Source organism: Streptomyces sp. NBC_01478, assembly GCF_036227225.1.
Lineage (GTDB): Bacteria > Actinomycetota > Actinomycetes > Streptomycetales > Streptomycetaceae > Streptomyces.
The window spans coordinates 10838924-10865656 of sequence record NZ_CP109444.1; the positions used below are offsets into that span (position 1 = coordinate 10838924).

A 26733-nucleotide genomic window follows, 5' to 3' on the forward strand; every position below is an offset into this window, starting at 1 on the left:
ACGGTCGGAGCCCACAGCAATCCATTCCACCAGCACGGAAGTCAGGAAGATGACAAAAAGCGCCGCGGACGTGTCCGTGAGGCCGCCCAGGAGCCGAAGCACCTACACCCTCGCGCCGCTCGTCCTCATCGCGGCCAACGTCGTGCTCTTCGCGCTGTTCTTCGTGTGGCCGGCGGTGATCGGGCTCGTCTACTCCTTCACGAACTACACCGGTGTGGGGGCGTTCCAGTTCATCGGACTGGACAACTACCAGAACCTGTTCGGCGACTCCACCTTCTACGACGCACTGTTCCGGACGCTGCTCTACACCGTGCTCGTCGTCCCGCTGAACTTCGTGCTGTCGCTGCTCATCGCCAACCTCGTGGTGAGCAGGCAGGCCAAGGGCGCCTCGTTCGCCCGCGTCATCTTCTTCGTCCCGTGGCTCATCTCGCCCATCGTCGTGGGCGTCCTGTGGCGGTGGCTGTTCGGTGAGAACTTCGGACTGATCAACTACGTCCTCGAGAAGTTCGGCGTGCACGCGATCGCGTGGCAGTCGAACGCGGACCTGTCGCTGGGCGTCGTGGTGATGGCCGGTGCCTGGTGGGGAACGGCCTTCTCGATGCTGCTGTTCATCGCGGCGATCAAGAACGTACCGGTGTCGTACTACGAGGCGGCCTCGCTCGACGGTGCCGGTCCCTGGCGCCAGTTCAGGAGCATCACGCTGCCGAGCATCGCGCCCACCTCGTTCATCGTCATCCTGCTCAACACGATCAACGCGATGAAGGAATACCCGCTGTTCGTCTCCCTCAACAACGGCGGACCCGGAACCTCGAACAACCTACTCGTCCAGTACATCTACGAGACCGGCTTCAACCGGGGCCAGATCGGCTACGCGAGCGCCGCGTCCTTCGTGCTCATGCTCATCCTGATGGCCGTCGCGATCATCCAACTGGTCGTCAACCGGCGGGTGGAGAACCGATGACAACCACAGACACGCCGCGTCCGGTCGACGCCGATTCCGTCCGGACCCCTTCCAAGAGGCGGCAGCGCAGCCGGCGCGACGGCGGCCTTCGGAGCGCGGTACCCGCGACGACTCTGCTGTGGATCCTGGCCGCCCTCTACGGGCTGCCGGTGCTGTGGTTCGTCCTCAGCTCCTTCAAGCCGGCGGGAGACCTGTTCTCCCTTCCGCTGACGGTGCTTCCGCACAACCCCACCGTGTCGGGCTACAAGGCGGCGTGGGACAGCGCCAACTTCTCCCAGTACTTCATCAACACGGCCATCGTGTGCGTGATCACGACGATCCTCACGGTGGGCGTCAGTTGCTGCACCGGCTACGCGCTGGCGAAGTACAACAACCGGTGGCTGAAGTTCTTCTTCATCTGCATCCTGGCCACCACGATGCTGCCGTCCGAGGTCATGCTCGCCCCCGAGTTCCTGGTGGTCCGCGACCTCGGCCTCTACAACTCCTTCGGCGGGATCATCCTCCCGGCCGTGCTCACCGCGACCGGCTGCTTCATGTTCCGCCAGTTCTTCCTGACGGTCCCCGACGAACTCGTCGAGGCCGCCCGCATCGACGGCGCGCGTGAGCTGTCGATCTTCCTGAGGATCATGGTGCCGATCTCCCGGCCCATCATGCTGACCCTCGCGATCCTGTCCTTCCAGTGGCGGTGGAACGACTACATCTGGCCGCTGCTGATGCTGAACGACCCCAACAAGTTCACCGTGCAGATCGGCATCCAGAGCCTCGTCGGCGCGCAGAACATCAACTGGTCGGTGCTGCTCGGCGGTTCGGTCATCTCCATGATCCCGCTGATCCTCATCTTCCTGGTCTTCCAGCGTTACGTCATGAGCGCCGACATCAACGCCGGACTGAAGGACTGACCTTGCCCAGCCCGCTCGACGACGCGTTCGTGCGTGCGGCGGCCCGCGCCGCCGACGGGTCGGCCGCCCCACTGGCGGCCGACCCGGACGAGGAACCCGCCGGTGTGACCCACCGTGTGCTGGCCCGCCGGGTGAAGACTCTGGTCGCGGCGTACCGTTCCCCGGACTCGGCCCTGCACGGCAGCGGACAGGCCGTCGCCGCCGCGCTGACCCACCTCCGCGCACTCCGCGCCGCGCAGACCGCCACCGGCCTCTTCGCCGGCGGCGACAACGTGCAGTCACCGCCGGACTCCGCGTTCACCGTCAACGACGTGTGCGACGCGCACGTCCTCGCCGCGGGCGCGGGTCCGGAACTGCGCGACGTCACGGCCGCGCTCGCCGAGATCGCCCGCGCCGCCTCCGACAGTCTCCTGACCGGCGGGGTGCACACCCCGAACCACCGCTGGGAACTGGCCGCGGCGCTGGCCCGCCTGCACCGCTCGTTCCCCGACTCCCGGCTGCTCGACCGCGTCGAACAGTGGCTCGCCGAGGGCGTCGACATCGACGCGGAGGGCCTGTACTCGGAACGCAGCGCCGTCTACGCCTCCCACGTCTCCAACCCGTCGCTCCTGCTGCTGGCCGACGTCCTCGACCGCCCCGACCTGCGGGACGCCGTCGAACGCAACCTCACCGCGACCCTGGACCTCATCAGACCGGACGGCACGGTGGAGACCGTCCACTCCCGGCGCCAGGACCAGAGGGGCCGCTTCCCGCTGGCGCCCTACCTGCCGCACTACCGGCTGCTCGCGATCCGCACCGGCCGGGGCGACTTCAGCCGAGCGGCACACCGGGCGGCGGCCGGCGGCATCGACGACCCCGACCTGCTCGCCGCGACCCTCCTCACCCCCGACCTGTGCCGCCCGCTGCCGACACCGGAGCCGGAACTCCTGCCCCGCGACCGGTACTTCACCACTGCCCGGCTCGCCTCACACGTCTCCACCACCACGCACAGCGTCCTGTACGGCGGCTCGGACGTGCCCGAGCACCGGCGCATCCGCTCGGGCCTGGCCTGCAACCCCACCTTCCTGCGCCTGTTCGCCGGCGACGCCGTCCTCGACGCGGTCCGCCTCTCCCGGGGCTTCTTCGACCTGGGCCCGTTCCGCGCCGCCGACATGCACCAGCTCGCCGACAACCGGTACCGGCTCACCGAAACCCTGACGGCCGCCTACTACCAGCCGCTCCCGCCGGACCGGCGACGCGACGACGGCGCCTACCGCCTGACGGACGAGGGACGCTTCTCCGCCGCGCTGTCCTTCCCGGACCGGCCCCGCGACGAGGTCTCCCACACGACGAGCGTCGAAGCGGTCCTGCGGGAGGACGGTGCCGATCTGCGCATCGACATCAGCGGACCACGGGTGCCCTGGTGCCTCGAACTGACCTTCCGGCCAGGGGGAGTTGTAGCGGGCGCAACCCCGATCGGCGACGGACGCCGGTGCCTGACCACCGGACCGATGACCTACCGGGTCGGCGCCGACGAGATCCGCGTCGAGGTCGAGGTCGAGGCGGGCGAACCTCTCGCCGGACCGGACCGCGGCGACGTACTACGGTACGACCCGGGCCAGGACCACACGGTGGTGGGCGGCACCGACGCGACGACCGGAAACCGCGTGTACTTCGGCGGAAACGGCCCCCAGACACTGAGCGTCGCCCTGCGCACCAGCCGCCCCGCACCTGTCTTCTGACCCCGACGACCCACGCCACGGCCACCTCCGGTATGAAGGGCTGATCCACCCGTGCACCTCCTCCACCAGCGCGGCCCGCTGCACGACCTCCCCGACACCCCGGAGGCCTACGACGCGGTCCTCGCCGACGTCGTCGAGCAGGCCCTGCGCCGCATCACCCCGGAGGGCAACCTCGAACACCCCGACTGCAACGACGACATCGGGGACACCTCGCTCGGCATCACGTCCCTGCTGGCCTTCGCCTGGCAACGCGGCAAGGACCCGCGGCTCCCGGAGGCGGTACGGCGCAGCCTCGCCTTCCATCTCCGCGAGCGCGTCTACACCGAGGACAACCCCGGCTACCCGAACCTGAAGGTCCGCAACTCCGGCCTCCCGTACGCCCGTTACGTCCTGGAGGCGGGCGCCCACCCCATCGGCGACTGGCCGAGCACGGCGTGGGCGCTGCTCCAGGCGGTCGACATCCTGGATGCGACGGACGGGCTCGTCGACGACGAACAGCGCACCGCGCTGGTCGAGTTGGCGCTCGGCTACTGGCGCTGGCTCACCGAGGCGACCTTCTTCAACCCGCAGGAGGCCGGCAACCAGGCGATCGGCTGTGTGGTCGGCGGCTTGATGCTGGCCCGCCATCTCCCCCCGGCGGAAGGGGAGTTGGTGCGCGAACGCGCGCTCACCGTGTACGGCGAGGAGATCCGGGCCCATCGGGTGAGCGACCGCGGCGCCCTCCTCCCGCCCGAGCACGGCGGCGCGTACGACAACAACTACGGCCCGATCTCCCTCTCCTTCCTCGCGCGGGCCCACATCGTCAGCGGCGAGGACGTCTTCGCCGAGGACGGGGAGGCGCTGGCCCGCTACATCGACGCCCGCCTCACCAACGGCGGCTTCGACAACGGCGGTCCGCGCTACAGCGAGCAGCACTCCGCCTTCGAATCGGTCCTCGGGCTGCGCTACTTCGGCGCCCGCATCGGCTCGGACATCGGCCGCTACCGGGGCGACAGCCGCTGGGCCCGGCACGCGGTCAAGCCGGACGGGGGAGTCGACGGCCACTTCGCGTGGATGCTGGTCTGGCAGATCCAGGACAGCACACCCTGGCACCGCGCCCCGTCGACGGAGCCGGCCCGCCATCAACTCCGCGCCGGTACCGTGTCGGTGGCCTTCGACAGCAAGATGACCCCGTCAGTGGTCGAGGCCGACAGCACGTACTATCTGCCCGCCGCCGTCAACCGCCAGCACGGCTTCGGCCCGGTGCTCGACGGCTTCCTGTTCTGCCGCCCGATGGGCGAGGTTCGGGTCCGCGACATCAGCGCCGAGGGACTGACGGCCAAGCTGGTCACCAAGCCGGTCGTCGGCCGCGACCACGTCCTGCGGCACATCCGGTCCCTGTACGTCACCGACGGCACGAGCCTGTGGACGACGGTGGCCGTCGAACGCCTCGACGGAGCACCGTACTTGCTCGCCGGGCTGCCCTACGCGGCGGACGACGGAGACCGGGTGCGCAGGACGGCGGAGGGCGATGTCAGCTCGGCGGGCACCCTGCGCCTCACCCACCCGACCGGCGAGGGCGCCGACCACTTCGACGCCCGCTCCGAACTCTCCCAGCAGGAAGCGGCGTTCACCCTTGCGGCCGACCCGCGCGGCTACGGCAATCCCGACGAGGGCTGGAGCCACCTGGTCACCTCCACGGCCCTGGAGGCCGACCCGGCACCGGGCGCGCCGGAGGACCTGGACGTGTTCGTCGTCCGGTACGGCCCCGGAGCCGGGCCGCTCACCGCCGAGTTCACGAGCGGCGAGCACGGTGAACTCACCGTCCGCACCGAGGCGTTCACCGCGGTGATCGGGAACGCGGCGGGCGACGCCCACGGAGAACCGGAGCTGACGCTCCACGCGTGAGCCTCAGAGGAGGGGCGCGTCGTACGGCGAAGGCAGCGTGGCCGGGGAGATCACCAGATCCGCCCGGCCACGTGTCGTGGCGACCAGGTCGGCGTTGCGCTGGTCCGTGCCCGACACCCAGGCCACGGCGGTCTCGTGGTCCTTGCCGAACTCCTCGTGCCGGGCGACGAGCCGGCGGACGCGCTCGTCCTCGTCGACCTCGCAGAACCACACCTCGTCCAGGCACGGTCGTACCCGCGCCCATGAACCCGCCTCCAGCAGCAGGTAGTTGCCCTCCGTCACCACCAGCCGGGCCGTGGGCAGGACGGGGATCGCGCCGGCGATCGGCTGCTCCAGCACCCGCTCGAAACCCGGCGCGTACACCACCTCGTCGGTCTCCTCACGGAGCCTCCGCAGCAGCGCCGCGTACCCGGCCGGGTCGAAGGTGTCGGGCGCGCCCTTGCGGTCGCGGCGGCCGAGCCGGTCCAGTTCGACGTCGGCGAGATGGAAGCCGTCCATGGGGACGTGCGCGACCCATGGATCCCCGAGGCCGTTCAGCGCGCGCACCAGGTGCTCGGCGAGGGTCGTCTTGCCCGCGCCCGGGCTGCCGGCGATACCGAGGACGGCACGTCGGCCGGGGGCGGTGAGAGCGGTGGCACGGGTGAGGAGGTCGTCGAAAGTCAGTGGCACACGGAGAGTGTGCCATCCGCCTCAAACGCGTGGCCGGGGCGATGATGCGCGGAAGATCGGGGAGTCGACCCGGCAGAGAGACCATGGAGTGGGGGACAGGAACAGGAGCCGCCCATGCCCGACGACGTCACACAGATCCGCGCCCTCATCACCGGCTGGGCCGCGGCCGTCCACCGCGGCGACCTCGACGGCGTCATGGCGGACCACGCCGAGGACCTCGTCATGTACGACGTGCCGCCCCCGCACACGGGCATCCACGGCCTCGCCGCCTACCGCGCGAGCTGGCCGCCGTTCTTCGACTGGCAGGCCCAGGGCGCCCGCTTCGACATCGACTCGCTCGACATCACGGCCGGCACGGACGTCGCCTACGCCCATGCCCTGCTCCGGTGCGGCACTCCCGAGGAACTCGCCGCACACCCCGCCCTGCGACTGCGGCTCACCTTCGGCCTGCGCAAGGAGCGGGGCCGCTGGCTGGTAGCGCACGAACACCACTCGTTCCCGCACGACTGACGCCGACAGGGTTCTCAGACCGCCTTGCCGATCAGCTCGTCGGCGACCCGGTGTGCGACCTCGGCGGGGTAGGGCGCGGGCAGCCCGAGGACGATGTGGTGGAAGCCCGCGTCGACCGCCTCGCGGATCGCGTCCCGGGTGGTCTCGGGCCTGTCGTAGGACACGGAGAGGTGGATCGAGCGCGTGATGGCCGCGGGGTCGCGGCCGATCTCGGCGCAGTAGCGGTCGAGGAGCGCGCTGCGGCTGACGGCGTCCTCGATGTCGCCGCCGGGGATGTTCCACAGGTCGGCGTGCTCGGCGACCACGCGCAGGGTCGCGGCCGAGCGGCCGCCGATGAGGATCGGCGGGTGGGGGCGCCGGACGGGCTTGGGGTTGCCGAACGCTCCGGTGAGGTGGTGGTGGGTGCCGTGGAAGTCGAACGGTTTCTCCTCGGTCCACAACCGCCGGATCACCGTGCAGGCCTCGGCGAGGCTTGCCACCGCGTGCGCCGAGTCGTGGAAGGGGAGGCCGTGCGCCTCGTACTCGCGCCGGGCCAGCGGATGGTCCGGGCGGGAGCCGACGCCGATACCGAAGTCGAGCCGTCCGCCGGAGACGATGTCGACGGTCGTGGCGATCTTGGCCAGCAGCGCGGGCGGCCGGAAGCGGTTGCTGGTCACCATCACGCCGAGCCGCAGTCGACGAGTCTGCGCGGCGAGGGCCGAAAGCAGCGTCCAGCCCTCGAAGGCCGGGCCGTCCGGGTCGCCGCCGATCGGCATGAGGTGGTCGAACAGCCAGGCGTGCTCGATCTCCGGGACGGTGTCGGCCTCCTGCCAGACGCGCAGGATGTCGTGGTAGTCGACCTGCATGGGGGCGGTCATGATTCCGAAGCTGGTCCGGGGTGTGCGGGGCATGGCGCCTTCCGTCCTTCGGCAACGCGGGGTGGCAGGCATGGCTTGGCCGTCCGGCTTCCGCTCTGGCATCATGGGCAAGCGGAACGACGTTCCGGAAAACGATACGGAACACCGTTCCGTTTAGCAAGCTCGAGTGGTGGAGGAGCTGCGCGGTGAGCGACGACGACGCGGCAGTGGGCGGCGCGGTCCAGTCCAAGCGGGCCGATGCCCGGCGCAACAAGGAGACCCTGCTCGACGCCGCCGCCAAGGTCTTCGTCGCGTCGGGTGTCGATGCTCCGGTGCGTGACATCGCGCGCGAGGCCGGTGTCGGGCTGGGCACGATCTACCGGCACTTCCCGACGCGGGCCGATCTCGTCATCGCGGTCTACCGGCATCAGGTCGAGGCCTGCGCCGAGGCCGGTCCGGCGCTGCTGGCGAGCAGTGCCACGCCGTACGCGGCGCTGCGGGAGTGGATCAATCTGTTTGTCGACTTCTTGGTCACCAAGCATGGACTCGCCGCGGTGCTGCGGTCCGACACCGCCGGCTTCGAGGCGCTGCACACGTACTTCCTCGATCGCCTCCTGCCCGTGTGCGCCGAGTTGTTCGACGCGGCCATCGCCGCCGGGGAGGTCCGCTCCGACCTGACCGCCTACGAGATCATGCGCGGCGTCGGCAATCTCTGCGCCGGCGCGGAGGGGGACGACCGCTACGACGCCCTCCGGCTGGTCGATGTCCTCGTCGCGGGCCTGCGGCGCTGATGCCGGTCTCGTTCATGCGCGGGTGACCGCCGCGTCACCTCTTGCTCATCCGGCACTGAGACGTTCACTCTGTCGAGAAAGTTGGCTATACAACTTTGCGAGAGAGTGATGGAGATGTCACAGTCCGTGGAAGAGCACCCCGTAGAAGACCTGCCGCTCACCTGGCTGCGGGACAACTGCCCCTGCCCCCGGTGCCGCGACCCGCGCAACGGCCAGAAGCTGTTCCAGATCACCGAACTGCCCACCGACCTCGCGTTGGCGGCCGTACGGCAGACCGCCGACGGCGTCGAGATCGACTGGGCACCCGACGGACACCGGTCCGTGTACTCCGCGCGGTGGCTGGCGGCCGAGCGGCCCGGAGCCGGGAGCGCCTCCGAGGACCGACGCGGTGAGAACGGCAAGACCCTGTGGGCCGCCGTGGACCTGAACGGCCGTCTCCCCGAGGCGAGTTGGGCGGAGTATCTGAGCGACCCGGTGGTCAAGGCGCGCGTGCTGGAGTCCGTCCTCGGGCTCGGCTTCGCCCTGCTGCGTGATGCGCCGTGCCGCGAGGGCCAGGTGCTGGAGATGGCGGAGACCTTCGGCCACGTCCGCGAGACCAACTACGGGCGGCTCTTCGACGTACGGGTCGAACCGGACCCCAACAACCTCGCGTTCACCGGCGCCCGGATCACCCCGCACACCGACAACCCGTACCGCGACCCGGTGCCCACCCTCCAACTCCTGCACTGCCTGTCCAACGCGGCGGTCGGCGGAGACTCCGGACTGGTCGACGGCTTCCGGGCCGCCGCGCTGCTGCGGGCCGAGGACCCGGAGGCGTTCGCCGTACTGACGCGCACCCCCGTGCCGTTCCGCTTCAGCGACGCGCACACCGTGCTGGCCGCCGACCGGCCGTTGATCGACGTGGACGGGCGCGGGCAGATCCGCGAGGTGCGCTTCAACAACCGTTCCATCGGCACCCTGTTGCTGCCCGCCGCCGAACTGGAGGCCTTCTACCGGGCCTACCGCGCCTTCGCCGAGATCACCCTGCGCCCCGAACTCCAGTTGGAGTTCCGGCTGGTGACGGGCGACTGCCTGATCTTCGACAACGTCCGGCTGCTGCACGCCCGTACGGCCTTCGAGGAGAGCGGTGCCCGTCACCTCCAGGGCACCTACGCCGACCTCGACGCACTGGCCGGCACGTTGGCCGTGCTGCGTCGCGAACGGGCCGTAGCGGCAAAGGAGTTCGTGGACGAGCTGGCCGAACTCTTCGCGGGGGAGGGCGCGAGCGCCTACCTGGGGGAGGAGGTCACGATGGCGCAGCACATGCTCCAGGCGGCGGCGCGTGCCGAGGAGGCGGGAGCGCCCGACGCACTGGTCGCCGCCGCGCTGCTGCACGACCTCGGGCACGTCCACGGGCCGGTCGGCGGTGCGGAGTTGATGGAGGGCACCGACAACCGGCACAGCCACACCGGGGCGGACCGGCTGGCCGAGTGGTTCGGTCCCGAGGTCACCGAACCGGTCCGGCTGCACGTGGCGGCCAAGCGGTATCTGTGCGCGGTCGAGCCGGGCTACTTCGGTCGGCTCTCCGAGGCGTCGGTGTACACGCTGGAGGTGCAGGGCGGTCCGATGTCTCCGGCCGAGGTCGCCGCGTACGAGGCGAATCCCTACGCGGCGGACGGCGTCGCGGTGCGCCGCTGGGACGACGAGGGCAAGGACCCCGAGGCGCCGACCCCGGACTTCGCGCACTTCCGCCCGCTGCTCACGGGCTTGCTGCGGAGCGCCTGAGGTCAGGCGTCGCCGGCCGGGCGGCGGGCCAGCGAGCCGGCGGCGGCCGAGCTGTGGAGGGTGAAGGCCACGGTCTCCGGAAGGTACCGGTCCTCGGACCATTCGACGGGCGTGCCCGCCGGGTCGGTACTGCACCGGCGTTCGCGCAGCAGTGGATCGCCGGGCCGGCAGCCGAGCAGCCGGGCGTCCTCCTCGTCGGCCCGGCACAGGTCGATGGTGTGCTGGGCGTCCGCGAACAGCACGCCCGACTCCTCCAGGGCCACCGTGTGCGACACGGTGTCGGCCGGCAGCTCGGCGATCAACTCGCCCACGGCGGACGGGTATACGGTGCGCTCGACCATCACCGGCCGCCCCGAGAGCGTGCGCAGCCGCCGTACCTCGTAGACCTCGGCCCCGGCGGGCAGTCGCAGGTGCTTCCGCTCGGTCGCGTCGGCGGGGCGGGTCTCCACGGCGTCGATCCGGCCGCCGGGCTCTTCGCCCGTCGAGCGCGCCCAGCGGGTGAAGCTGAGCAGTTCGCCGAAGCTCTGCGGCCGGGGCGTGCCGATCACGACCCGGCGGGTGCCGCGCCGTGAGGCGATCAGCCCCTCGGTGCGCAGCAGGGCCATCGCCTGGCGGACCGTGCCCCGGGAGACGCCGTACCGCTCGGCGAGCTCGCCCTCGGCGGGCAGCCGTCCGCCGGAGCCGTAGCGGCCCTCACCGATCTCACGGCCTAGGTCGGCGGCGACCTTGCGGTACATCGCCGGGGGCTTGCCAGGACCGTCCGTCACCGCCTGGGTCTCCGTCCTGAGCGCTTCCGCCCCGCCGCCGTCAGTCGCGCTCGTCGTTCTTCTTGTTCTTGATCCGCTCGGCTTCCTTGCGGACCTCGGCCTGGGTGGCACGCTCCTTCTCCAGCCACTCGGGGCTGTCCTTCTTCAGCGCCTCGATCTGCTCGGTGGTGAGGGGCTCGGTGACCCCGCCACGGGCGAGACCGGCGATGGACACGCCGAGCCTGGCCGCGACGACCGGGCGCGGGTGCGGGCCGTTGGCGCGCAGCTCGCGCAGCCACTGGGGCGGATCGGCCTGCAACTCGTTCAGCTCGGCGCGGGAGACGTCACCCTCCTGGAACTCGGCGGGCGTGGCCTCTAGGTACACACCCAGCTTCTTCGCCGCCGTGGCGGGCTTCATCGTCTGGGTGGTCTGGTGCGAACTCATACCGTCAAGAGTATCGACCGTGTACGAGGCCTCCGACCACGGCGGGTAACCTTGCGGGGTGACAGGCTCGGAAGCATCCCCCACGTTCCGGCTCGCGTACGTCCCCGGGGTGACGCCCGCCAAGTGGGTGCGGATCTGGAACGAGCGCCGGCCCGACGTCCCCCTGATCCTCGTACCGGTCCCGGCCGCCGAGGCATCCGATGTGTTGCGGCGCGGCGAGGCCGACGCCGGACTCGTCCGGTCGCCGGTCGACCGTACGGTCCTCAGCGCGATCCCCCTCTACACCGAGGCGACCGTCGTCGTGGCCCCCAAGGACCACGTCGTCACGGCGGCCGAAGAGGTGTCCCTCGACGAACTCGCCGACGAGGTGGTCCTGCACCCCCTCGACGACGTCCTCGACTGGGAACAGCCGCCCGGAGAGCCCGCGTTCGAGCGTCCCGCCACCACCGAGGACGCCGTCGAACACGTGGCGTCGGGCATCGGCATCCTCTACGTCCCCCAGTCCCTGGCCCGGCTGCACCACCGCAAGGACCTCACCTACCGGACGGTGGTCGACGCCCCCCAGTCGGACGTCGCCCTCTCCTGGCCCGAGGACGCGACCACCGACCTGGTCGAGGACTTCATCGGCATCGTGCGCGGCCGTACGGTCAACAGCACCCGGGGCCGCACCCCGGCGCCCGCCCAGCCGCAGCCGAAGGCCAAGGCGAAGCGCGCCGAAACCCCCGCGCGCCGCAAGCCCGCCGCCGGGAAGACGACGGGCCGGACCGGCAAGAACCCCCGTGGTTCGTCCGGCGGAACCAAGGGAACCAAGCGCGGCAAGCCGCGCGGTCGCTGACGATCACCGCGACAACTGCCCGCCGTTCAGGCCGACTTCGCTGCCGAGGCGTTTGGCACAGCGCCTAGTCGAGCACTCCCGCCGGCATCCGGAACAGATCGCCCGTCGTGTCGGCCGCGCCGAGTGCGGGCAGCGCGCCCAGGGTGAGGACGGCCGTCGCGAGGGGCCACAGGCGCGGGGGCGGGGTCGTCTGGAGCGCCGCGATCCGGCGGGTGACGGCACGGTCGGTGAAGCCCAACGCGCAGGCGGGGCGCGCGCGTTCGGCGCTCAGGGCGGCGCGGGCCAGCGCGCGGGCGGTGGTCGCACGGTCGCCGACCACGGCCGCCGCCTGCTCGTCCGCCCACCGCTCCAGCAGGAACACGACCGTGGAGCGCACGGGCCGCAGCAGTGGGTTGGCCGCGGCGGCGAGCGTCGCCGCGGTCACCAACTGCGCGTGCCGGTGGGCGAGATGGGCGCGTTCATGGGCGAACAGGACCCGGCGTTCCGCCGGTTCGAGGGCGCTCAGCATGCCGACCGTCACCAGGATCCGGCCAGGCGGCCCGGGGATCGCGAACGCACGCGGTTCGGGAGAGTCGGCGACGATCAACTCGGTGTCCGCCGGGTGCCCTTCGCACAGCCGGCGCAGCGCGCGCCGCGTACGACGGTCGGCGCGCACGGCCCCCCTGGACGGACACGACGAGCACGGCGAGGGCGACCGCGGCCACTATCCCGATGACCTCGGGCACCGGTTCCGCCAGCCGGTGTCCGTCCTGCCGGGCCTCGGCGACGACCGGCGGGGCATCGCCGACGAGCGTCGCGGCCGGCAGGAACAGGGACCAGCAGGTGGCCGCCGCGGTCACCACGGCGGCGGTCAGCACCCGGGCGGCCAGTGCCGGAGCCACCCGCCTGCCGATCGCCGGGCTGATCGCGGCGAGCGGCGCGGACAACAGCTACGGGATGTAGACGTCGAACCTCATCCCGCGCCCCCGGCGAGGAGGTCACGCAGGGCCCTCTCCTCCTCGGGACGCAGACCGCTCACGAACTGCTGTAGCGCGGCGATCGGGTCCGGGCCACGGTCCAGCGCCTCGTGCATCGCCTCGGCGGTCAACTCGGCCGCGTTCTTCGCCGGCCGGTACGCGCCGCGCCGCCCGGTCGCGTCCCGCAGGACGAGCCCCTTGTCGTAGAGCCGCTTGAGGATCGTGTGCACGGTGTTGTAGGCGAGCGGGCCGTGGATCTCGGCCTGGATCTCGGCCGGTGTCAGGGGGCGGTCGGTCGCCCACAGTGCGGCGAGGACCTCGCTCTCCAGTTCACCGGCGCTGCGCCGCTCCGCCCGCACCTGCGGGTCTCTGCCAGCCATGGCGCTCACCTTACAGCGTGTAGGGCGCGACTTACCTGCCATTGGCGCTCTGACCAGGCTTTTTTGCCTGGTCGTGGTAGATGGATGCGCCGAGGGGATTCCTGCTTCTACCTGGGAGTTCCCGGGATTTCCGGTGGAAATGTGCACGGGTTGTGCACTGAATCCGGGGGCTGGGCGATGGGCTTGACGAGTGCCGTCAGGGAGTAGGAGGAGAGGGTGAGGCCACCAGTCGTGGCTTTGACCCTGAACTGGATCCGTCCTCTGTGTGCGCTGGCAGTGGCGGGGTGGCTGCCTGTGCCTCCTACGTGCACCAGCGGGAGTTCGCCCGTCTGGCGGCTGCATGCGGTCGAGCGGCAGGAGTTGGAGCTGCCTGCCGTCGGAGCCGAGGGGCGGTCGGCGTGTGCGGGTCGATCCGGACGAAGCGGCCGCAGATGTCGCGGCTGACGGGCCGTGTCCGGTGTCGACGTGAAGTTCAGGGCCTCGGTAAGGCCGACGTTAGAAAGGGCTTGCCACCCCATCAAAGCCCCGTCAACGGGAGGCAGTTGGCCCTGATCCGGGCCGAAGCGTCGTCGAGGGCGCCCGGCCGGCGCCTGCGCAGCGGGCCCCCACATGCCCGCACCGAGGAGCTGACGAACATGACCACCACCGCGCCCGCCACCACCCCCGCGGCCGGGCCGCTCGGCGACCGGGAGACCGACACCCGTGAGAAGGACATCATGCGCTTCCGCGTGGTGTCCGGACCGGATCCGACCACCCGCAACGACGCCTACCTGGCCTGGCAGCTCGACCGCCAACAGGCGGACCTGTGGCCGTACTTCCGCCGCTACGACACCGCCCTGACCACCCGCGCCACCGTCGTGTCCGACACCGGCGTGATCACCGAGGGCCCCAACTTCGGCGGCCAGGACTACCTGTCCCTCACCGGCCACCCCGCCATCCTCGACGCCGCCCACCAGGCCCTGCGCGACTTCGGCCCGCTCACCGCCGGCTCCCCGGCGAAATCCGCCGAAGATCTCAGACGTCATCCGCTTTCCGTACGTGATCGGTTGGTTCGGGGCGGGTGGGCATGAACTCCGGTTGGTGGCGTCGGTGCCAGGTCTGCTGGAGGCCCGGGAGAAGAGGGTCCGGGGAGAGATCGCGTGGTTGCGGGAGAAGGCCGAGCGGGTGCAGGCCGCGCTCACACTGTCAGGGGATGACAGAACCTCGCAAAGAATCACGAACCACCCTCTAAGAAGCGATGACCGGTCCGCTGGGCGGAACAGAGGGCGACGGCGCACTCTCGGCGGAACACGCTGTCCACGAACAAGGCGATATCGGATTTCCGGTCGACAAGTCATAGGAGTCACGACGATGAAGATCCGAAACAGGATCACTGTCCTGGCAGCGACGTTGGTGAGTTGCGCGGGCATGGTTACGTTGGCGACGGGGGCAAGTGCCGCGCCGACCGCAGACTCCACGGCGGGCATCTCCGCCCGCGTTAGGGCCGCCGCGGCTGCGAGCAGCTATCACACGATCAAGAACATGGCCTACACCCAATGCGTCGACGCGCCTGGCGGGGCACTCAACGTCAGACTTCAGCTGGTCAACTGCAACGGTTCCAGCACCCAGAACTGGGCGTTCGTGTCGACCGGTTCGGCGGACACCTACTACCTGGTGAATCAGGCGAGTGGGTACTGCGCCGAAGTCAACAACGGCACCAGCGTTCCGGGAGAGGCTGTCGACGAATACCTCTGCGACGGGCTGGCGTCGGAACAATGGGTCGAAACCACCGCGATCGTCGACCAGAAGGTCGGCGCGAAGTTCAGGCACGTGGGCACCAATCTGTGCCTCGACACGGTCAGCAGTTTCGGCAGCCAGCTCATGCAATGGAGTTGCGACGACGCACACCCGGCAGCGGCCCAGGTGTGGACCGTGAGTTAGGCCGTTTCTGAGAAGCCTGCTGCTTACCGTTCGGCAGGCTTGATCAGGCGAACGCGGTTCCTGTTCGGGTGATCCCTCGGCAGCCGCGGCATAACGGCAGGGCCTCTTGGTGGTTCGGGGGATGCGATCCCAACCGAGTACCAGGAGGCCCCCTGTTGTCGCAGGTCTTCCGCGCTCGTGTGCGTGGAGTCCAACTCGCTGTCCTGAGGAGGTGCGATGAGAATGATCATCGAACCCGGGCCGAAACCCGCCGTGCTGCCCTCGAAGCCTCTGGACAGTTGGCGTTCGCGCTGTGGGCGGACGCTTAGCGGCGTCGCAAGGTGTTGAGCATCTCCTCCACGTCGCCCTGGTCCCGGAGGGCGAAGTACAGCTGGCTCCCGAGGAGTTCGTCGCGGCCGCTGGCGACTTCCCCGGCCCAGTCGCGGATCCGTCCGGACAGAACCGCGATGGCCTTCGCGGCCGACCCGGCATCGTGGGCGACGTGGTACGGGCCCTCGATGGTTACGGCGCCGAGGGCCCGCGCGACGGAGTCGCGCTGTTGGTCGTCTGTGCCCGGCTGGTGATCCTTGCCGAGCCCAGCGTGCCGGCCGCCGTGATCGACACCCTGTCGCCGCTCACGCCGAAGGCGAAGCCGCCGCTGCCTGTGATGGCCGTCCCGTCCACGTGCTCCATGGCGTTGCGCATGGTCTGATCCGCAGCCGTAGCCCGGTCGAAGGCACGGAAGGGAACCCGCAGGCCGCCGACGCCGGACAACGCGCTCCGGCCGGCCGGCGCGCGATACGACTCGTCGATACTGGGCCATCCGCCCTGGTTCATCCCAACCTGCTGACCCCTGCGAGCCACCTGCCCGGTATCGGCGGTCAGCACGGAGAGGCGACTCCCTTTATTTCAGGGCTCCTCAGCACACCTGAGCGCCCTGGGACCCTGGTGGCCGGCCACGAGGCCAGGAACCGGAGCGAGGTCGGCCGCAGGTACGACGCGATCATCAGGGACATCCGCGGACGCGTCCGTGGTCCCCCCCTCTACGGCGGCATCACCCTCACCCGCAACGCGGACGACTACTTCCCGGTCACCCTGGCCATGGGCCGGAGCCAGATCACTCTCGTGCTCAACGCGAGGAACCTGTACGTCGTCGGCCGGCGCAACGACGGCACGAACCGGCACTACCGGCTGAACGAAGGGCCCGCCACCTATGCGGATGCGACGCCGGTGAATCTGCACTGGATCAACTACAACGCCATGGAGAGCGCCGCCAACGTCGACCGAGGCAGCCTCGGCATCTCGATGGACAGCATCCAGGGCTCGATCAGCGCCCTGGGCAACCTGCACTACACGACTGCCGGCCGGAACCAGGCGCGGGCCCTGCTGATCCTCACCCAGGCCCTCACCGAGGGCGCCCGCTTCGATTACATCTCCTACCGCATCGGCCAGACGATCAGGGGCGCAGAAATCTACTGTCCGGGAACGTCGTCGACGATCAGCAGCACCGGATCCGGATCGAACAGGGGCAACGACCTGATCAGCGTGACGGGCCTGCAGTTCGAGAACAACTGGGGAGCCTCTCCCAGGCTGCCCAGAGCTCGACCCACAACCACACCGCTCCGCGTTTCCACATCGGCAACGGCGACCTCACGACGCCGGCGGCCATCGACGCCCAGTTGGCGGTCGCCCTCTGGCACAGGTTCTGAGGCCACTGTGCCGAGCCACCCCGGCGGGACATTCCCCTCTGTTCCGCCGGGGGTCTTCCCCGTCCCCGATGCCCACGCCGGCCCCGGGCCCTCGCCGCCGACCTTCTGGCGATCACGGGGTACCAAGCGCTCCGCCGGAGTGGCTCTCCGTTCAATGCGCCTGGCAGAAGGGCGTCCTGCCCATCGCCGACTCGATGCCGCCGAGGATGAGCTTCTGGTACTGCTCGGCGCCGGGGAAGGAGCCGTCGGTGGCGAAGTCCTTGGCGTCGTGGCCGAGGGTGGTGAGCCAGGCGCGGCCGCCGTCGTAGTACTGGCACCAGGCCACCGGGTGGACCTTGCCGTGTCCGGGGTGGCCCATGCTGCCGGTGACGCCCTTGGGCAGGGTGGATTCGTCGACGGTGGCGAGGAGGCGGACCCTGGACGGGGCGGGGACGAGGTTGTACCACTCGTCGGTGAAGTTCCAGCGGGCCGGGAGACCCTCGGTGGAGGAGTCGTGGCGGTCCTGGGTGACGACGGTGCCGGCTTGTTCGGGGCCGTGGTCGTAGTAGTTGGCGCCGCCCAACAGGCCTTCGTACCAAGGCCAGTTGTATTCGGTACCGAACGCGTTGTGGATGCCGACGAAGCCTCCGCCGCCTCGGATGTACTGGCGCAGTGAGGTCTGTGCGGCGTCGTCGAGGGTGTCGCGGCTGGTGGAGTAGAAGATGACCGCGTTGTACCTGAACAGTTGTGCCGGGCTGGCGAGTTGGGTGACGTCCTCGGTCCAGTCGACGGTGAAGCCGTTGTCCTGGCCGAGCTTGACGACGGCGTTCTGCACGACGTTGGCGGTGGTGAGCGCCGGGTCCAGACCGGTGCCGAGCGCGGGGCCCAGGTTGGCGTGCCGGGGGCCGGCGGTTCGGGTGTAGAGGAGCACCTTGTAGCCGTTGGCCGCCGGGGTGAAGTTGCCCCAGTCGTGGTAGCACTTGGGGCTGGTTCCGCGGCAGACGCCGTAGTCGGGGTCGCCGAGTTCCTGTGCGCCGGCGGCCCGTGACTGGGCGGAGGCCTGGTAGCGGCCGCCGAAGAACGCGGCCAGGGCGACGAGTGCGATCGCCAGGGCAATGGACAGCGGGGTGCGAGTTCTTGCCGTCATGACACTCTGCCCTCTCACTGGACGACGATCTTGCCGGTGGACTGCGGGAAGGCCGGGTCGTTGTAGAAGTACTCGCCGGCCTTGGTGAAGGTGTGCGCGTACGACTGGCCCGGCATCAGCAGGCCGGTGTCGAACTCGGCGTCGAAGAAGGCCGCCGCTCCGTGGGCCTGTTTGTTGTCGGCGGGGTTGGTGAAGGTGACCTCGGTGCCGACAGGGACGGTCAGGTACTGGGGCGCCATGGCGTTCTGGGCGACCGTGTTCTCGCTGGTGCCGGGGGAGTTGGTGCCGGAGTTCCACACGCGGCCGAGTGTGACCGTGTTGTGCGCCGTCGCGCCGGTCACGGCGGCGACGCGGATCTGGTTGCGGCGGGAGGGCGGGGTGGGGGCCGGGGCGGGCGCGATCTTGCCGCCGAGTTTGAACGCCCACAGGTGGTCGCCCTTGGGGATGTCGGGGAAGGGGAGCCCGTTGCCCCCGGCGAGCACGGCCACGTACTGCTCGCCGTCGATCTCGTACGAGACGGGGATGGTGTTCACGCCGGCGCCGCACTGCCAGGTCCACAGGGTCGCGCCGCTGGTGTCGTCCATCGCTTCGAGGACGCCGTCAGGGCGGCCCTGGAAGAGGAGGCGGCCCGCGGTGGTGAGGATGCCGTTGCCGTGGGCGAGGGACCAGTCGCCCTCCTTGCGCCAGGCGACCGTGTTGGTCCGCGGGTCCATGGCGACCAGGCCGCCACCGAACAACTCCCCAAGCGGACGGGCGGTGTTGACCCGGCCGCCGTGCGTGTTGGAGTAGGAGGAGTTGACCAGGCCGTAGCCGATGTAGACGTATCCGGTCTTCGGGCTGAAGGACGGGAACCCCCAGTCCCCGCCGCCGCCCGCGCCCGGGAAGATGATCGTGGCCCGGTCCCAGAAGACCGAGTAGAGGCCGCCGACCGGGTAGAACGGCACCGGGCGGGTCGTCTTGTCGAGGCGCGGGAACGGGTCCGTGAACGGCTCGCCGCCCGGGAACGGCTGGGTGGGCGAGGTCTTGTGGTCGGCCTGCTGGGGGACCGCGCGCTCCTCCATGCCGTGGACGGCCTCGCCGGTGCGTCGGTCGAGGATGTAGAACCAGCAGGTCTTGGAGCCGTAGACGACGACCTTGCGCCGCTTGCCGTCGATGAGCAGGTCGGCGAGGACCGGTGCCATGACGTTGTCGGCGTCCCAGATGTCGTGGTGGACGGACTGGAAGTGCCAGCGCCGTTTTCCGGTCTTGGCGTCGATGGCGACGATCGAGTTGGCGAAGAGGTTGTCGCCGCCGCGCGAGGAGCCGTCCGTGCGGGGATACGGGTTGCCGAACGTCCAGTAGACCAGGCCGAGTTCGGGGTCCACGGCCGGGTGGATCCAGGGGACCGCGCCGCCGGTCTTCCAGGAGTCGCCCGCCCAGGTGTCGTGCCCGAACTCGCCGGGGCCCGGCGGACCCCAGAACGTCCATACGACGTCACCGGTCTTCGCGTCGAGCGCGTAGCCCCGGCCGCGTGCGCCGGCCGTCGAGCCCTCGGTGCCGACGTAGATCAGGCCGTCGAAGTGGACGACCGCGCCCGCGAGTCCGCCGCTGTTGCCGCCGCACTGGCCGCTGTCGTTGCTGCAGCCGTCGTCACCGCCGTTGTCCTCCACGATCAGCGGCTTGTGCCAGACGATCGCGCCGGTGCGCTGGTCGAGGGCGTAGACGATGTTGGCGCCCGAGATGGTGAAGACCTTGCCCTCGGCGACGGCGACGCCGCGCATGTTGGTGGTCTCGGTGCCGAGGTTCGTCTTCCATATGACCTCGCCCGTACGGCCGTTGACGGCGAAGACGTTCTGCTGGGTGGTCTCGACGTACAGCACGCCGTCCTGGACGACGATCGTGCACTGCTGGTACGCGGAGGTCGAACCGCCCTCCAGGTTGACGTGCCAGGCACCGCCGAGCTTCCTGATGTTCTTCGGGGTGAGGTCGCGGAGCGTGGAGTGGTTCTGGTTGCCGTAATTGCCGCCGACCTTGGGCCAGTTGACGCCCGTGGTGCCGAGTGCGGCGGACTGCGGTGGTACGGGGAGCGCCAGTCCGGGGGAGTCGGAGGAGGCCTCGGCCGTGGAGGTCAGGGCGGAGACCGTGGCCGCGCTGCCCGCCGCGGCCGTCAGAAGAAAGGAGCGTCTTTCCATCGTTGAGTTCCCTCGATTCGATCAAGGTCCACCAGATGGTTCGCAGAACCCGCAGAATGGGTTCGCGTGATGGAGCGTCACGTTAGGGACGCCGTACGCGCGTGACAAGACATGCGACAGAAGGTTTTCGTGGAGCGAGAGCCAACCAGGGGCTAGACGCGCGGAGTTGGTACCACCAGGTGGACCGGGACCATCGAGGGCGGCATGGGGCTCTTGTTGCGCCGACCCTGCCCGGTCTCCTCCCAGGCGTGCGCGAGGATGCCGACACTGCGGCTGAGCACGAAGAGGCCGCGGGCCAGCGGCGCGGCGAAGCCCAGCTCGGCGTAGATGACGGCGGTGGCACCGTCGATGTTCATGGGCACGGGCTTCTTTCCCTCGCGCCCGCGATTGAGATACGTCTCGACGGCGCGGGCCGCCCGCAGATGCGCGCCCTCGACGAGCCCGTCCGCCACGGCACGGTCCACCAGGGCGAGCAGGGGATCGCGGCGCGGATCGCGGGGGTGGAAGCGGTGACCGAAACCGGGCAGATAGCGCGACCTGGCCTGCCACTCGCCGATCACCTCGGCCACGGAGAGTTCGAACTCGCCTTTCCGGGCGTGCTGTTGGGCGATCTGGTCGAGCAACTCCACACACTGCTGCCCGGCTCCGCCGTGCACGTCACCCAGCATGTTCACTCCGGTGGCCACCGCGCTGTTGAGGCCGACCCCGCAGGTGGCGGCCATCCGGGCGGCGGCGATCGAGGGTGCCTGCGGGCCGTGGTCGACGCCCGCCACCAGGGCCGCTTCCAGCAGCTTCGCCTGTTCGGGGCGGGGGAGTTCGCCGCGGAGCAGCAGCCAGATCGTCTCGACGAAGGTCGCGTGGCCGATCAGGTCCTGGACGGGGTGCTCGCGCAGTTCGATGATGCCGGGTTCGATCCGGCTGACGGCGGTGGCCCACCACTGGGCGACCAGGCCGTCCTGCGGCCCGGTGGTCATGAGGCCGGCGCTTCGGCGGCCGTACGGCCGTGTGCCCGCCAGCGGGCGATGAGCGTGGTGCGTTCCTCGCCGTGCTGGTCGAGCAGCGGCGGTGGGGAGGCCGGGGGGAGAGGCTCGCCGTCCACGAGGACGCCGTTGCCGCTGACCCGCAGGGTGCGGTCCGAGCCGTCCGGGTAGGGCAGGTCGGTGAAGAAGCCTCGGTGCGCGAGCTGTTCGAGCTCCACGGCCTCGGGAACCGTCAGGACCCGGGCCGCCGGGACTCCGGCCGAGGACAGGATCTCCTCCCACTCCAGGGCGGTTCTTTGGCGCAGTGCCGTGTTGAGTTCGGTGTTGAGCTCGGCGCGGTGCAGCTTGCGTGCCTCGCGCTCGGCGAACCGCGGATCGTCGACCAGCCCCGGCAGTCCGGCGAGTCGGCAGAGCGTGACGAACTGCTCCTGTCGGTTGGCCGCGATGTTCAGGCCGCCGTCCGCGGTCTCGAAGGTTCCCGACGGCGCGGCGGTGGCGTTCTGGTCGCCCATCGGCTCCGGATCCACCCCGCTGACAAGGTAGTTGGAGACGGCCCAGCCCATCGCGGAGAGGGAGACCTCCAGCATGGAGACGTCCAGCCGTACGCCCTGCCCGGTCCGCTCCCGCCCGAGGAGCGCCGCGCTGATCGCGAGGGCCGCGCCGAGTCCGCCGAGCGAGTCGCAGACGGGGAAGCCCACCCGGAGAGGAGCGGTGTCGGTGGTGCCGGTGATGCTCATCATCCCGGACAGTCCCTGGATGATCTGGTCGTAGGCGGGGGCGGTGCTCATCGGCCCGGACTGCCCGAAGCCGGTGATCGCACAGCTCACCAGACGTGGGTTGAGCTCGCCGAGCCGGGCGGCGCCGTACCCCATCCGGGCCAGCACCCCGGCCCGGAAGTTGTCCAGGAGGACGTCCGCACCGCGGACCAGGTCCTCGAAGTCGGCTCGGTCGGCAGGGTCCTTGAGATCGAGTACGAGGGATTTCTTGCCGGCGTTCTGGGCGAGGAAGGAGGCGCCGATACCGGCCCGGTTGAGCTCCGGGTCGGGGCCGAGACTGCGGGCCAGATCGCCCCTGCCCGGCTGTTCGACCTTGACGACCTCGGCGCCGAGCAGCATGAGGTGGTAACTGCAGTACGGTCCTGCGAGCACGTTGGTGAGATCGAGTACGCGGATTCCTGAGAGCGGTCGTTCGGCCATGCACCGGCTCCTTCTGAGGTTTCTGCGATGGATTCACATGAGGGCTATTTCGTCGGACTGAGCGGATGGTCGAACCCCTGCTCCGACAACTGCCGGGAGACGGCGGCGAGCGCGTCGGCGAACCGTTGCACGACGGCCTCGGGGAAACGGTGGCTGGGACCGCTGAGCGACAGCGCGGCGACCACGGCCCCGGTGCGCCCGACGACCGGCACGGCCACGGCCGTCAGCCCCTCGTCGCGCTCACCCCGGCTGACCGCGAAGCCGCGCTCCGCCGCCATGTCCGCCCACACCCGCAACTGCCGGGCGTGTCCCTCGCCGTGCGGTGAGTCCGCTGCGATCCGCCGCAGCAGACTGTCCGGCGCCGTACGCAGCAGGACCTTGGACGAGGCGCCCGCCCACAGCGGGAGTTCGTCGCCGACCCGCACGACATGGCGCAGCGGCTGGGGACTCTCCTGCTGCGCGACACAGACACGGGCCAGGCCGCGCAGCATGAAGAGGTTGACCGTCTCCTGCTGTTCCTCGGCCAGCTCGCGCATCAACTTGCGTGTCTCGCGCGGCAGTTCCCAGCTTGTGTGGGCCAGGTGGGCCCAGCGCCACAGGCCGGGGCCCGCGGTGTAGCCGGCCGGGGTGTCCCAGAGCAGACCGCACTGTTCCAGGGTCTGCACCAGGCGGACCGCCGTGGTTTTCGCCAGACCGGTGGCCTCGACGATCTCCCTCAGTGTGACCGTCGGCCGATCCTCGGTCAGCAGCCCCAGGATGTCCAGGGCCCTGCGCACACTGCGCACCCCGGTCGCCTCGGCCGCCTGCTCCTGCTCGGTCCCGTCCACGCGACTTCTCCCTCCGTGCCGGGCCGCCCCCACGGACCGCCCTCGGAAACTTCCTCGAACTGTCCTCTTGCCACCGCGAGTTGGCGCCCGTACGTTACACGCCGACCCACAGAGCAGTCCACCGGTACCACTGAGCGGTTTTCTCGGAGGTCTCATGCTGGATTCACTCCTCAAGGCCGGCGCGGACGCGACGGTGGTCGATGCGCCCCCGTACATCGCGGGCCAGTGGGGCGGCGACGGTCCCGCCGTCACCCGAACGGGCCCGTATCTGCGCCGAGTTGTCAGCCGTACGACCCTCGCGACCGGGGAGGAGGTGTCCCACGCCCTCGCCTACGCCCGCTCCTCGGCTCGTGCCGTGGCCCGGCTGGCCCCCGCCGTGCGCGCCGACATCCTGGACCGGGCCTCCCGCGCGGCTTCGGCACACCGCGAGGAGCTGGCCCGGTTGCTCGCCCTGGAGCTGGGCAAGCCGGTCAAGGACGGGCGCGGGGAGATCGACCGTGTGGCGGACACCTTCGCGGTGTGCGCGTCCGAGGCCCGGCACATCGGCGGCGAGAACCTGCCCGTCGCGGGCTGGGCACGCGGCATCGGCAACACCGCCCTCACCTACCGCGCGCCGGCCGGAGTGGCCCTCGCCATCACGCCGTTCAACGCACCCGCCAATCTGCTCGCCCACAAGCTCGGCGCCTCCTTCGCCGCGGGCAACACCACCATCGTCAAGGCCCCGCCCCAGGCCCCGGCCGCCACCGCCGCGATCGTGGCGCTCCTGCTGGAGTCCGGAATGCCCGCGCAGGCCGTGCAGTTGCTGCACGGCGGCGGCGATGTCGGCGCGCTGCTGTGCGCGGCCGACGAGGTCGCCGTCATCAGCTTCACCGGCAGCGCGGAGACCGGCCGGGCCGTGGCGCGCGCCGCCGGGGCCAAGCGCCTGGTCCTCGAACTCGGCGGGAACGCCGCCACGATCGTCTGCGAGGACGCCGACATCGCGCAGGCCGCCAAGGAGTGCGCCCGCACCGGATACAGCAACTCCGGCCAGAGCTGCATCTCCGTCCAGCGCGTCTACGTCCACCGCTCCCGCTACGACGCCTTCCTCGACGCCTTCGCCGCAGCCGTCGACACCCTCACGGTCGGCGACCCGCTCGACCCGGCCACCGACGTGGGCTCGATGGTCGACGACGACGCCGCCGAACGCGTGGTGAGCTGGTCCGCCGAGGCCGCCGCCTCCGGCGCCCGCGTCCTGCGCGGCGGCACCCGCAAGGGCGCCACCGCCGCGCCCACCATCGTCGCCGGACCACCCGAGTCCGCCTCGGTCGTCGTCCACGAGGTCTTCGGAGCGCTGGTCGCGGTGCTCCCGTACGACGACTTCGACGCGGTCATCGACGCCTGCAACGCCAGCCGCTACGGCCTCCAGGCGGGCCTGTTCACCCGCGACATGGGCCGCATCATCACCGCCTGGCGCGAGCTGCAGACCGGCGCGCTGATCGCGGGCGGCAGCTCCAACTACCGCCTCGACCATGTGCCGTTCGGCGGGGTCAAGGACTCCGGCTTCGGCCGGGAGACACCCCGCTCGATGATCGACGACTACACGGTCGTCAAGACCCTCATGCTCCGCGGCCTGTCCGTCTGGGGCGACGCGAGCACCGTGGACGAAGGAACCGGCGCATGACCGTCCCCGCCGCCGAAGCCCTGGTCGGCCAACTGGAGTCGTACGGAGTCGAGTTCGTCTTCGGCACCTGCGGCCACACCAACATCGCCCTGCTGGACGCGCTCGGCCCCAGCTCGATCGAGTTCGTGATCGCCCGCCACGAACAGGCCGCCGCCCACGCCGCCGACGGCTACGCCCGCGCCTCCGGGAAACCCGGCGTCCTGCTCACCCACGTCGGCCCCGGCATGATGAACGCGGTCACCGGTGTCGCCACCGCCGCCCTCGACTCGATCCCGCTGGTCGTCATCTCCGGCGACATCCCCTCCTACTACTACGGCCGCCACCCGCACCAGGAGGTCAACCTCCACGCGGACGCCGACCAGACCGCGATCTACCGCCCGTTCACCAAGCGGGCCTGGCACGTCCACCGCGTCCACGACCTGGCCCGCACCACGGAACGGGCGTTCTGGACCGCGACCTCAGGGCGGCCGGGCGCCGTACTCGTCAACGTACCGATGGACCTGTGGAGTCGGCAGGTCGAGGACTACGCGGGGGAGTACCCCCTGCCCCAAAGCTCCGCGCTCCCCGCTCTCGACCGGGCCACCGCCGAACGCATCGCCCAGACGTTGCTGAGCGCCGAACGCCCTCTGATCTACTTCGGCGGCGGACTGCGTGAACCGGCCGCCCGCCAGGCCTTGTTGAGCCTCGCCGAGCACCTCGACATCCCGCTCGCGCACTCCCTGATGGGCAAGGGTGCCCTGCCCGACAGCCATCCACTGCTGCTCGGCATGCCCGGCTTCTGGGGTCTGGAGACGACACACGCGTACACCAAGGGCGCCGATGTGGTCCTCGCCCTGGCGACACGGTTCGCGGAGACCGACGCCAGCTCCTGGGATCCGACGTACACATGGAACTTCCCGCCCAGCCGGCTCGTCCAGATCGACATCGACCCCGCCGAGATCGGGCGCAACTACCCCGTCGAGATCGGTGCCGTCGCCGACGTGGGTGACGCGGTACGGGCCATCGGGGCCGCCGTACAGGCTGCCAGGCCGGAGCCCTTGCGGCGGGAGGGCCTGCGGGCGACCATCGCCACCGCCCGCCGGACCGTCTTCGACACCGCACGCGAGGACGGACGCAGCGACGACTTCCCGCTGCGTCCGCAGCGCATTCTCGCCGACCTGCGCGACGCGCTGCCCGACGACGCGGTGCTCGTCACCGACGTCGGCTGGAACAAGAACGGTGTCGCCCAGTGCTACGAACTCCCCGCAGACGGGCGGTTCATCACCCCGGGCGGGGCCTCGACCATGGGCTTCGGACCGGCCGCCGCGGTCGGGGTGCAGATCGCCCAGCCGGACCGCGTGGTGGTCGCACTGATCGGCGACGGCGGCATGAGCGCGCAGTTGCCCGCGCTGCCGATGGCCGTCGAACAGGGGATGCCGGTCGTCTTCGTGGTGATGAACAACCGGGCCCACGGCACCATCGCCGACCTTCAGTCCGCGTCGTTCGGACGGTCCTACGGCTGCGAGTTCACGGATGCCGAAGGGCAGCCGTACAGCCCGGACTTCGCGGCGCTCGGCCGCTCCTGCGGCGCCGACGGATACACCGTCGCCACCCCCGCCGATCTCGCCAAGGCACTCGCCGACGCGATCGCGCGGCGTCGGCCCGCCGTCATCGACGTACCGATGGTCAACGAACCCGTGCCGACGCCGGGTCACTGGAACATCAAGGACATCTACCGCGGGTCCTTCACCGACTGAACTGCCCTTCTCCCAGGACGAGGTGACCT

General features: G+C 70.4%; 26 protein-coding genes and 1 pseudogene. 15 read left to right on the forward strand and 12 right to left on the reverse strand.

Annotation, left to right across the window (positions count from 1 at the left end):
- Nucleotides 1-49: 49 nt before the first annotated feature.
- From OG223_RS48125 to OG223_RS48140, 4 genes are read left to right on the forward strand one after another with little or no spacing between them, the layout of a single operon-like run.
- Nucleotides 50-961, forward strand: coding sequence for a carbohydrate ABC transporter permease (locus tag OG223_RS48125; RefSeq protein ID WP_329263520.1), 912 nt, complete (start codon nt 50-52; stop codon nt 959-961).
- Nucleotides 958-1860, forward strand: coding sequence for a carbohydrate ABC transporter permease (locus OG223_RS48130; protein ID WP_329263521.1), 903 nt, complete (start codon nt 958-960; stop codon nt 1858-1860). The genes OG223_RS48125 and OG223_RS48130 overlap by 4 nt, the downstream gene beginning before the upstream one ends.
- A 2-nt stretch (nt 1861-1862) precedes the next feature.
- Nucleotides 1863-3581, forward strand: coding sequence for a hypothetical protein (locus OG223_RS48135; RefSeq protein ID WP_329263522.1), 1719 nt, complete (start codon nt 1863-1865; stop codon nt 3579-3581).
- Between the two features lie 51 nt (nt 3582-3632).
- Nucleotides 3633-5468, forward strand: coding sequence for a hypothetical protein (locus OG223_RS48140; protein WP_329263525.1), 1836 nt, complete (start codon nt 3633-3635; stop codon nt 5466-5468).
- A 3-nt stretch (nt 5469-5471) separates the two neighbouring features.
- Here OG223_RS48140 and OG223_RS48145 read toward each other — a convergent pair whose 3' ends face one another.
- Complete coding sequence (locus OG223_RS48145; RefSeq protein ID WP_329263527.1) at nt 5472-6137, reverse strand: nucleoside/nucleotide kinase family protein; 666 nt, start codon at nt 6135-6137, stop codon at nt 5472-5474.
- Nucleotides 6138-6251: 114 nt separating this feature from the next.
- On the opposite strand from OG223_RS48145, the gene OG223_RS48150 reads away from it, so the two are divergent.
- Complete coding sequence (locus OG223_RS48150; protein ID WP_329263529.1) at nt 6252-6647, forward strand: nuclear transport factor 2 family protein; 396 nt, start codon at nt 6252-6254, stop codon at nt 6645-6647.
- Between the two features lie 14 nt (nt 6648-6661).
- Here the strand turns inward: OG223_RS48150 and OG223_RS48155 are convergent, their stop codons facing one another.
- Complete coding sequence (locus tag OG223_RS48155; protein ID WP_329263531.1) at nt 6662-7537, reverse strand: LLM class flavin-dependent oxidoreductase; 876 nt, start codon at nt 7535-7537, stop codon at nt 6662-6664.
- A gap of 152 nt (nt 7538-7689) precedes the next feature.
- On the opposite strand from OG223_RS48155, the gene OG223_RS48160 reads away from it, so the two are divergent.
- Nucleotides 7690-8274, forward strand: a complete 585-nt coding sequence (locus OG223_RS48160) for a TetR/AcrR family transcriptional regulator (RefSeq protein ID WP_329263532.1) — start codon at nt 7690-7692, stop codon at nt 8272-8274.
- A gap of 114 nt (nt 8275-8388) precedes the next feature.
- A complete protein-coding gene (tmpA, locus tag OG223_RS48165) occupies nt 8389-10038 on the forward strand; it encodes a 2-trimethylaminoethylphosphonate dioxygenase (RefSeq protein ID WP_329263534.1) in 1650 nt (549 codons plus the stop codon).
- 2 nt (nt 10039-10040) lie between these two features.
- On the opposite strand, the gene OG223_RS48170 is transcribed toward tmpA, so the two are convergent.
- Both OG223_RS48170 and OG223_RS48175 read right to left on the reverse strand, forming a co-directional pair.
- A complete protein-coding gene (locus OG223_RS48170; RefSeq protein WP_329263536.1) occupies nt 10041-10805 on the reverse strand; it encodes a GntR family transcriptional regulator in 765 nt (254 codons plus the stop codon).
- 40 nt (nt 10806-10845) lie between these two features.
- Nucleotides 10846-11229 (reverse strand): DUF5997 family protein, encoded by a 384-nt coding sequence (locus OG223_RS48175; protein ID WP_329263538.1) that lies wholly within the window; start codon nt 11227-11229, stop codon nt 10846-10848.
- Between the two features lie 58 nt (nt 11230-11287).
- Between OG223_RS48175 and OG223_RS48180 the strand changes: the two genes are divergently transcribed.
- Nucleotides 11288-12064: a LysR family transcriptional regulator substrate-binding protein gene (locus OG223_RS48180; protein WP_329263540.1), complete on the forward strand. Its 777-nt coding sequence runs from the start codon at nt 11288-11290 to the stop codon at nt 12062-12064.
- Nucleotides 12065-12128: 64 nt separating this feature from the next.
- Here the strand turns inward: OG223_RS48180 and OG223_RS48185 are convergent, their stop codons facing one another.
- Nucleotides 12129-12719: a M56 family metallopeptidase gene (locus tag OG223_RS48185; protein WP_329263542.1), complete on the reverse strand. Its 591-nt coding sequence runs from the start codon at nt 12717-12719 to the stop codon at nt 12129-12131.
- Nucleotides 12720-12775: 56 nt separating this feature from the next.
- Here OG223_RS48185 and OG223_RS48190 point away from each other — a divergent pair, with 56 nt between their 5' ends.
- Complete coding sequence (locus OG223_RS48190; RefSeq protein WP_329263543.1) at nt 12776-13006, forward strand: hypothetical protein; 231 nt, start codon at nt 12776-12778, stop codon at nt 13004-13006.
- A 10-nt stretch (nt 13007-13016) separates the two neighbouring features.
- Here the strand turns inward: OG223_RS48190 and OG223_RS48195 are convergent, their stop codons facing one another.
- Nucleotides 13017-13400 carry a BlaI/MecI/CopY family transcriptional regulator gene (locus OG223_RS48195; protein ID WP_329263544.1) on the reverse strand — a complete coding sequence of 128 codons (384 nt, stop codon included), beginning with the start codon at nt 13398-13400 and terminating at the stop codon, nt 13017-13019.
- Nucleotides 13401-14035: 635 nt separating this feature from the next.
- Between OG223_RS48195 and OG223_RS48200 the strand changes: the two genes are divergently transcribed.
- From OG223_RS48200 to OG223_RS54060, 4 genes and pseudogenes are all read left to right on the forward strand, one after another.
- Entirely contained in the window at nt 14036-14470 is a 435-nt protein-coding gene (locus OG223_RS48200) for a hypothetical protein (RefSeq protein WP_329263546.1), read from the forward strand.
- A gap of 280 nt (nt 14471-14750) precedes the next feature.
- Nucleotides 14751-15320: an RICIN domain-containing protein gene (locus tag OG223_RS48205; protein WP_329263548.1), complete on the forward strand. Its 570-nt coding sequence runs from the start codon at nt 14751-14753 to the stop codon at nt 15318-15320.
- 481 nt (nt 15321-15801) lie between these two features.
- Nucleotides 15802-16011, forward strand: a complete 210-nt coding sequence (locus OG223_RS48210) for a hypothetical protein (protein ID WP_329263550.1) — start codon at nt 15802-15804, stop codon at nt 16009-16011.
- 236 nt (nt 16012-16247) lie between these two features.
- Nucleotides 16248-16748: pseudogene (locus tag OG223_RS54060) on the forward strand (ribosome-inactivating family protein); the annotation flags it as partial.
- A gap of 411 nt (nt 16749-17159) precedes the next feature.
- Here the strand turns inward: OG223_RS54060 and OG223_RS48215 are convergent.
- From OG223_RS48215 to OG223_RS48235, 6 genes are all read right to left on the reverse strand, one after another.
- Nucleotides 17160-18134 (reverse strand): ThuA domain-containing protein, encoded by a 975-nt coding sequence (locus OG223_RS48215; RefSeq protein ID WP_329263553.1) that lies wholly within the window; start codon nt 18132-18134, stop codon nt 17160-17162.
- A 14-nt stretch (nt 18135-18148) separates the two neighbouring features.
- Complete coding sequence (locus tag OG223_RS48220) at nt 18149-20305, reverse strand: outer membrane protein assembly factor BamB family protein (RefSeq protein WP_329263555.1); 2157 nt, start codon at nt 20303-20305, stop codon at nt 18149-18151.
- A 77-nt stretch (nt 20306-20382) separates the two neighbouring features.
- Nucleotides 20383-20454, reverse strand: a complete 72-nt coding sequence (locus OG223_RS54065) for an Ada metal-binding domain-containing protein (RefSeq protein ID WP_406131690.1) — start codon at nt 20452-20454, stop codon at nt 20383-20385.
- A gap of 3 nt (nt 20455-20457) precedes the next feature.
- Nucleotides 20458-21279 carry a citryl-CoA lyase gene (locus tag OG223_RS48225; protein ID WP_329263556.1) on the reverse strand — a complete coding sequence of 274 codons (822 nt, stop codon included), beginning with the start codon at nt 21277-21279 and terminating at the stop codon, nt 20458-20460.
- Nucleotides 21276-22481 (reverse strand): CaiB/BaiF CoA transferase family protein, encoded by a 1206-nt coding sequence (locus OG223_RS48230; RefSeq protein WP_329263558.1) that lies wholly within the window; start codon nt 22479-22481, stop codon nt 21276-21278. The genes OG223_RS48225 and OG223_RS48230 overlap by 4 nt, the downstream gene beginning before the upstream one ends.
- A gap of 44 nt (nt 22482-22525) precedes the next feature.
- Entirely contained in the window at nt 22526-23308 is a 783-nt protein-coding gene (locus OG223_RS48235; RefSeq protein WP_329263560.1) for an IclR family transcriptional regulator, read from the reverse strand.
- 154 nt (nt 23309-23462) lie between these two features.
- On the opposite strand from OG223_RS48235, the gene OG223_RS48240 reads away from it, so the two are divergent.
- Entirely contained in the window at nt 23463-24968 is a 1506-nt protein-coding gene (locus tag OG223_RS48240; protein WP_329263561.1) for an aldehyde dehydrogenase family protein, read from the forward strand.
- Nucleotides 24965-26704, forward strand: a complete 1740-nt coding sequence (locus OG223_RS48245; RefSeq protein ID WP_329263563.1) for a thiamine pyrophosphate-binding protein — start codon at nt 24965-24967, stop codon at nt 26702-26704. Before OG223_RS48240 ends, OG223_RS48245 begins: the two co-directional genes overlap by 4 nt.
- Nucleotides 26705-26733 lie beyond the last annotated feature (29 nt).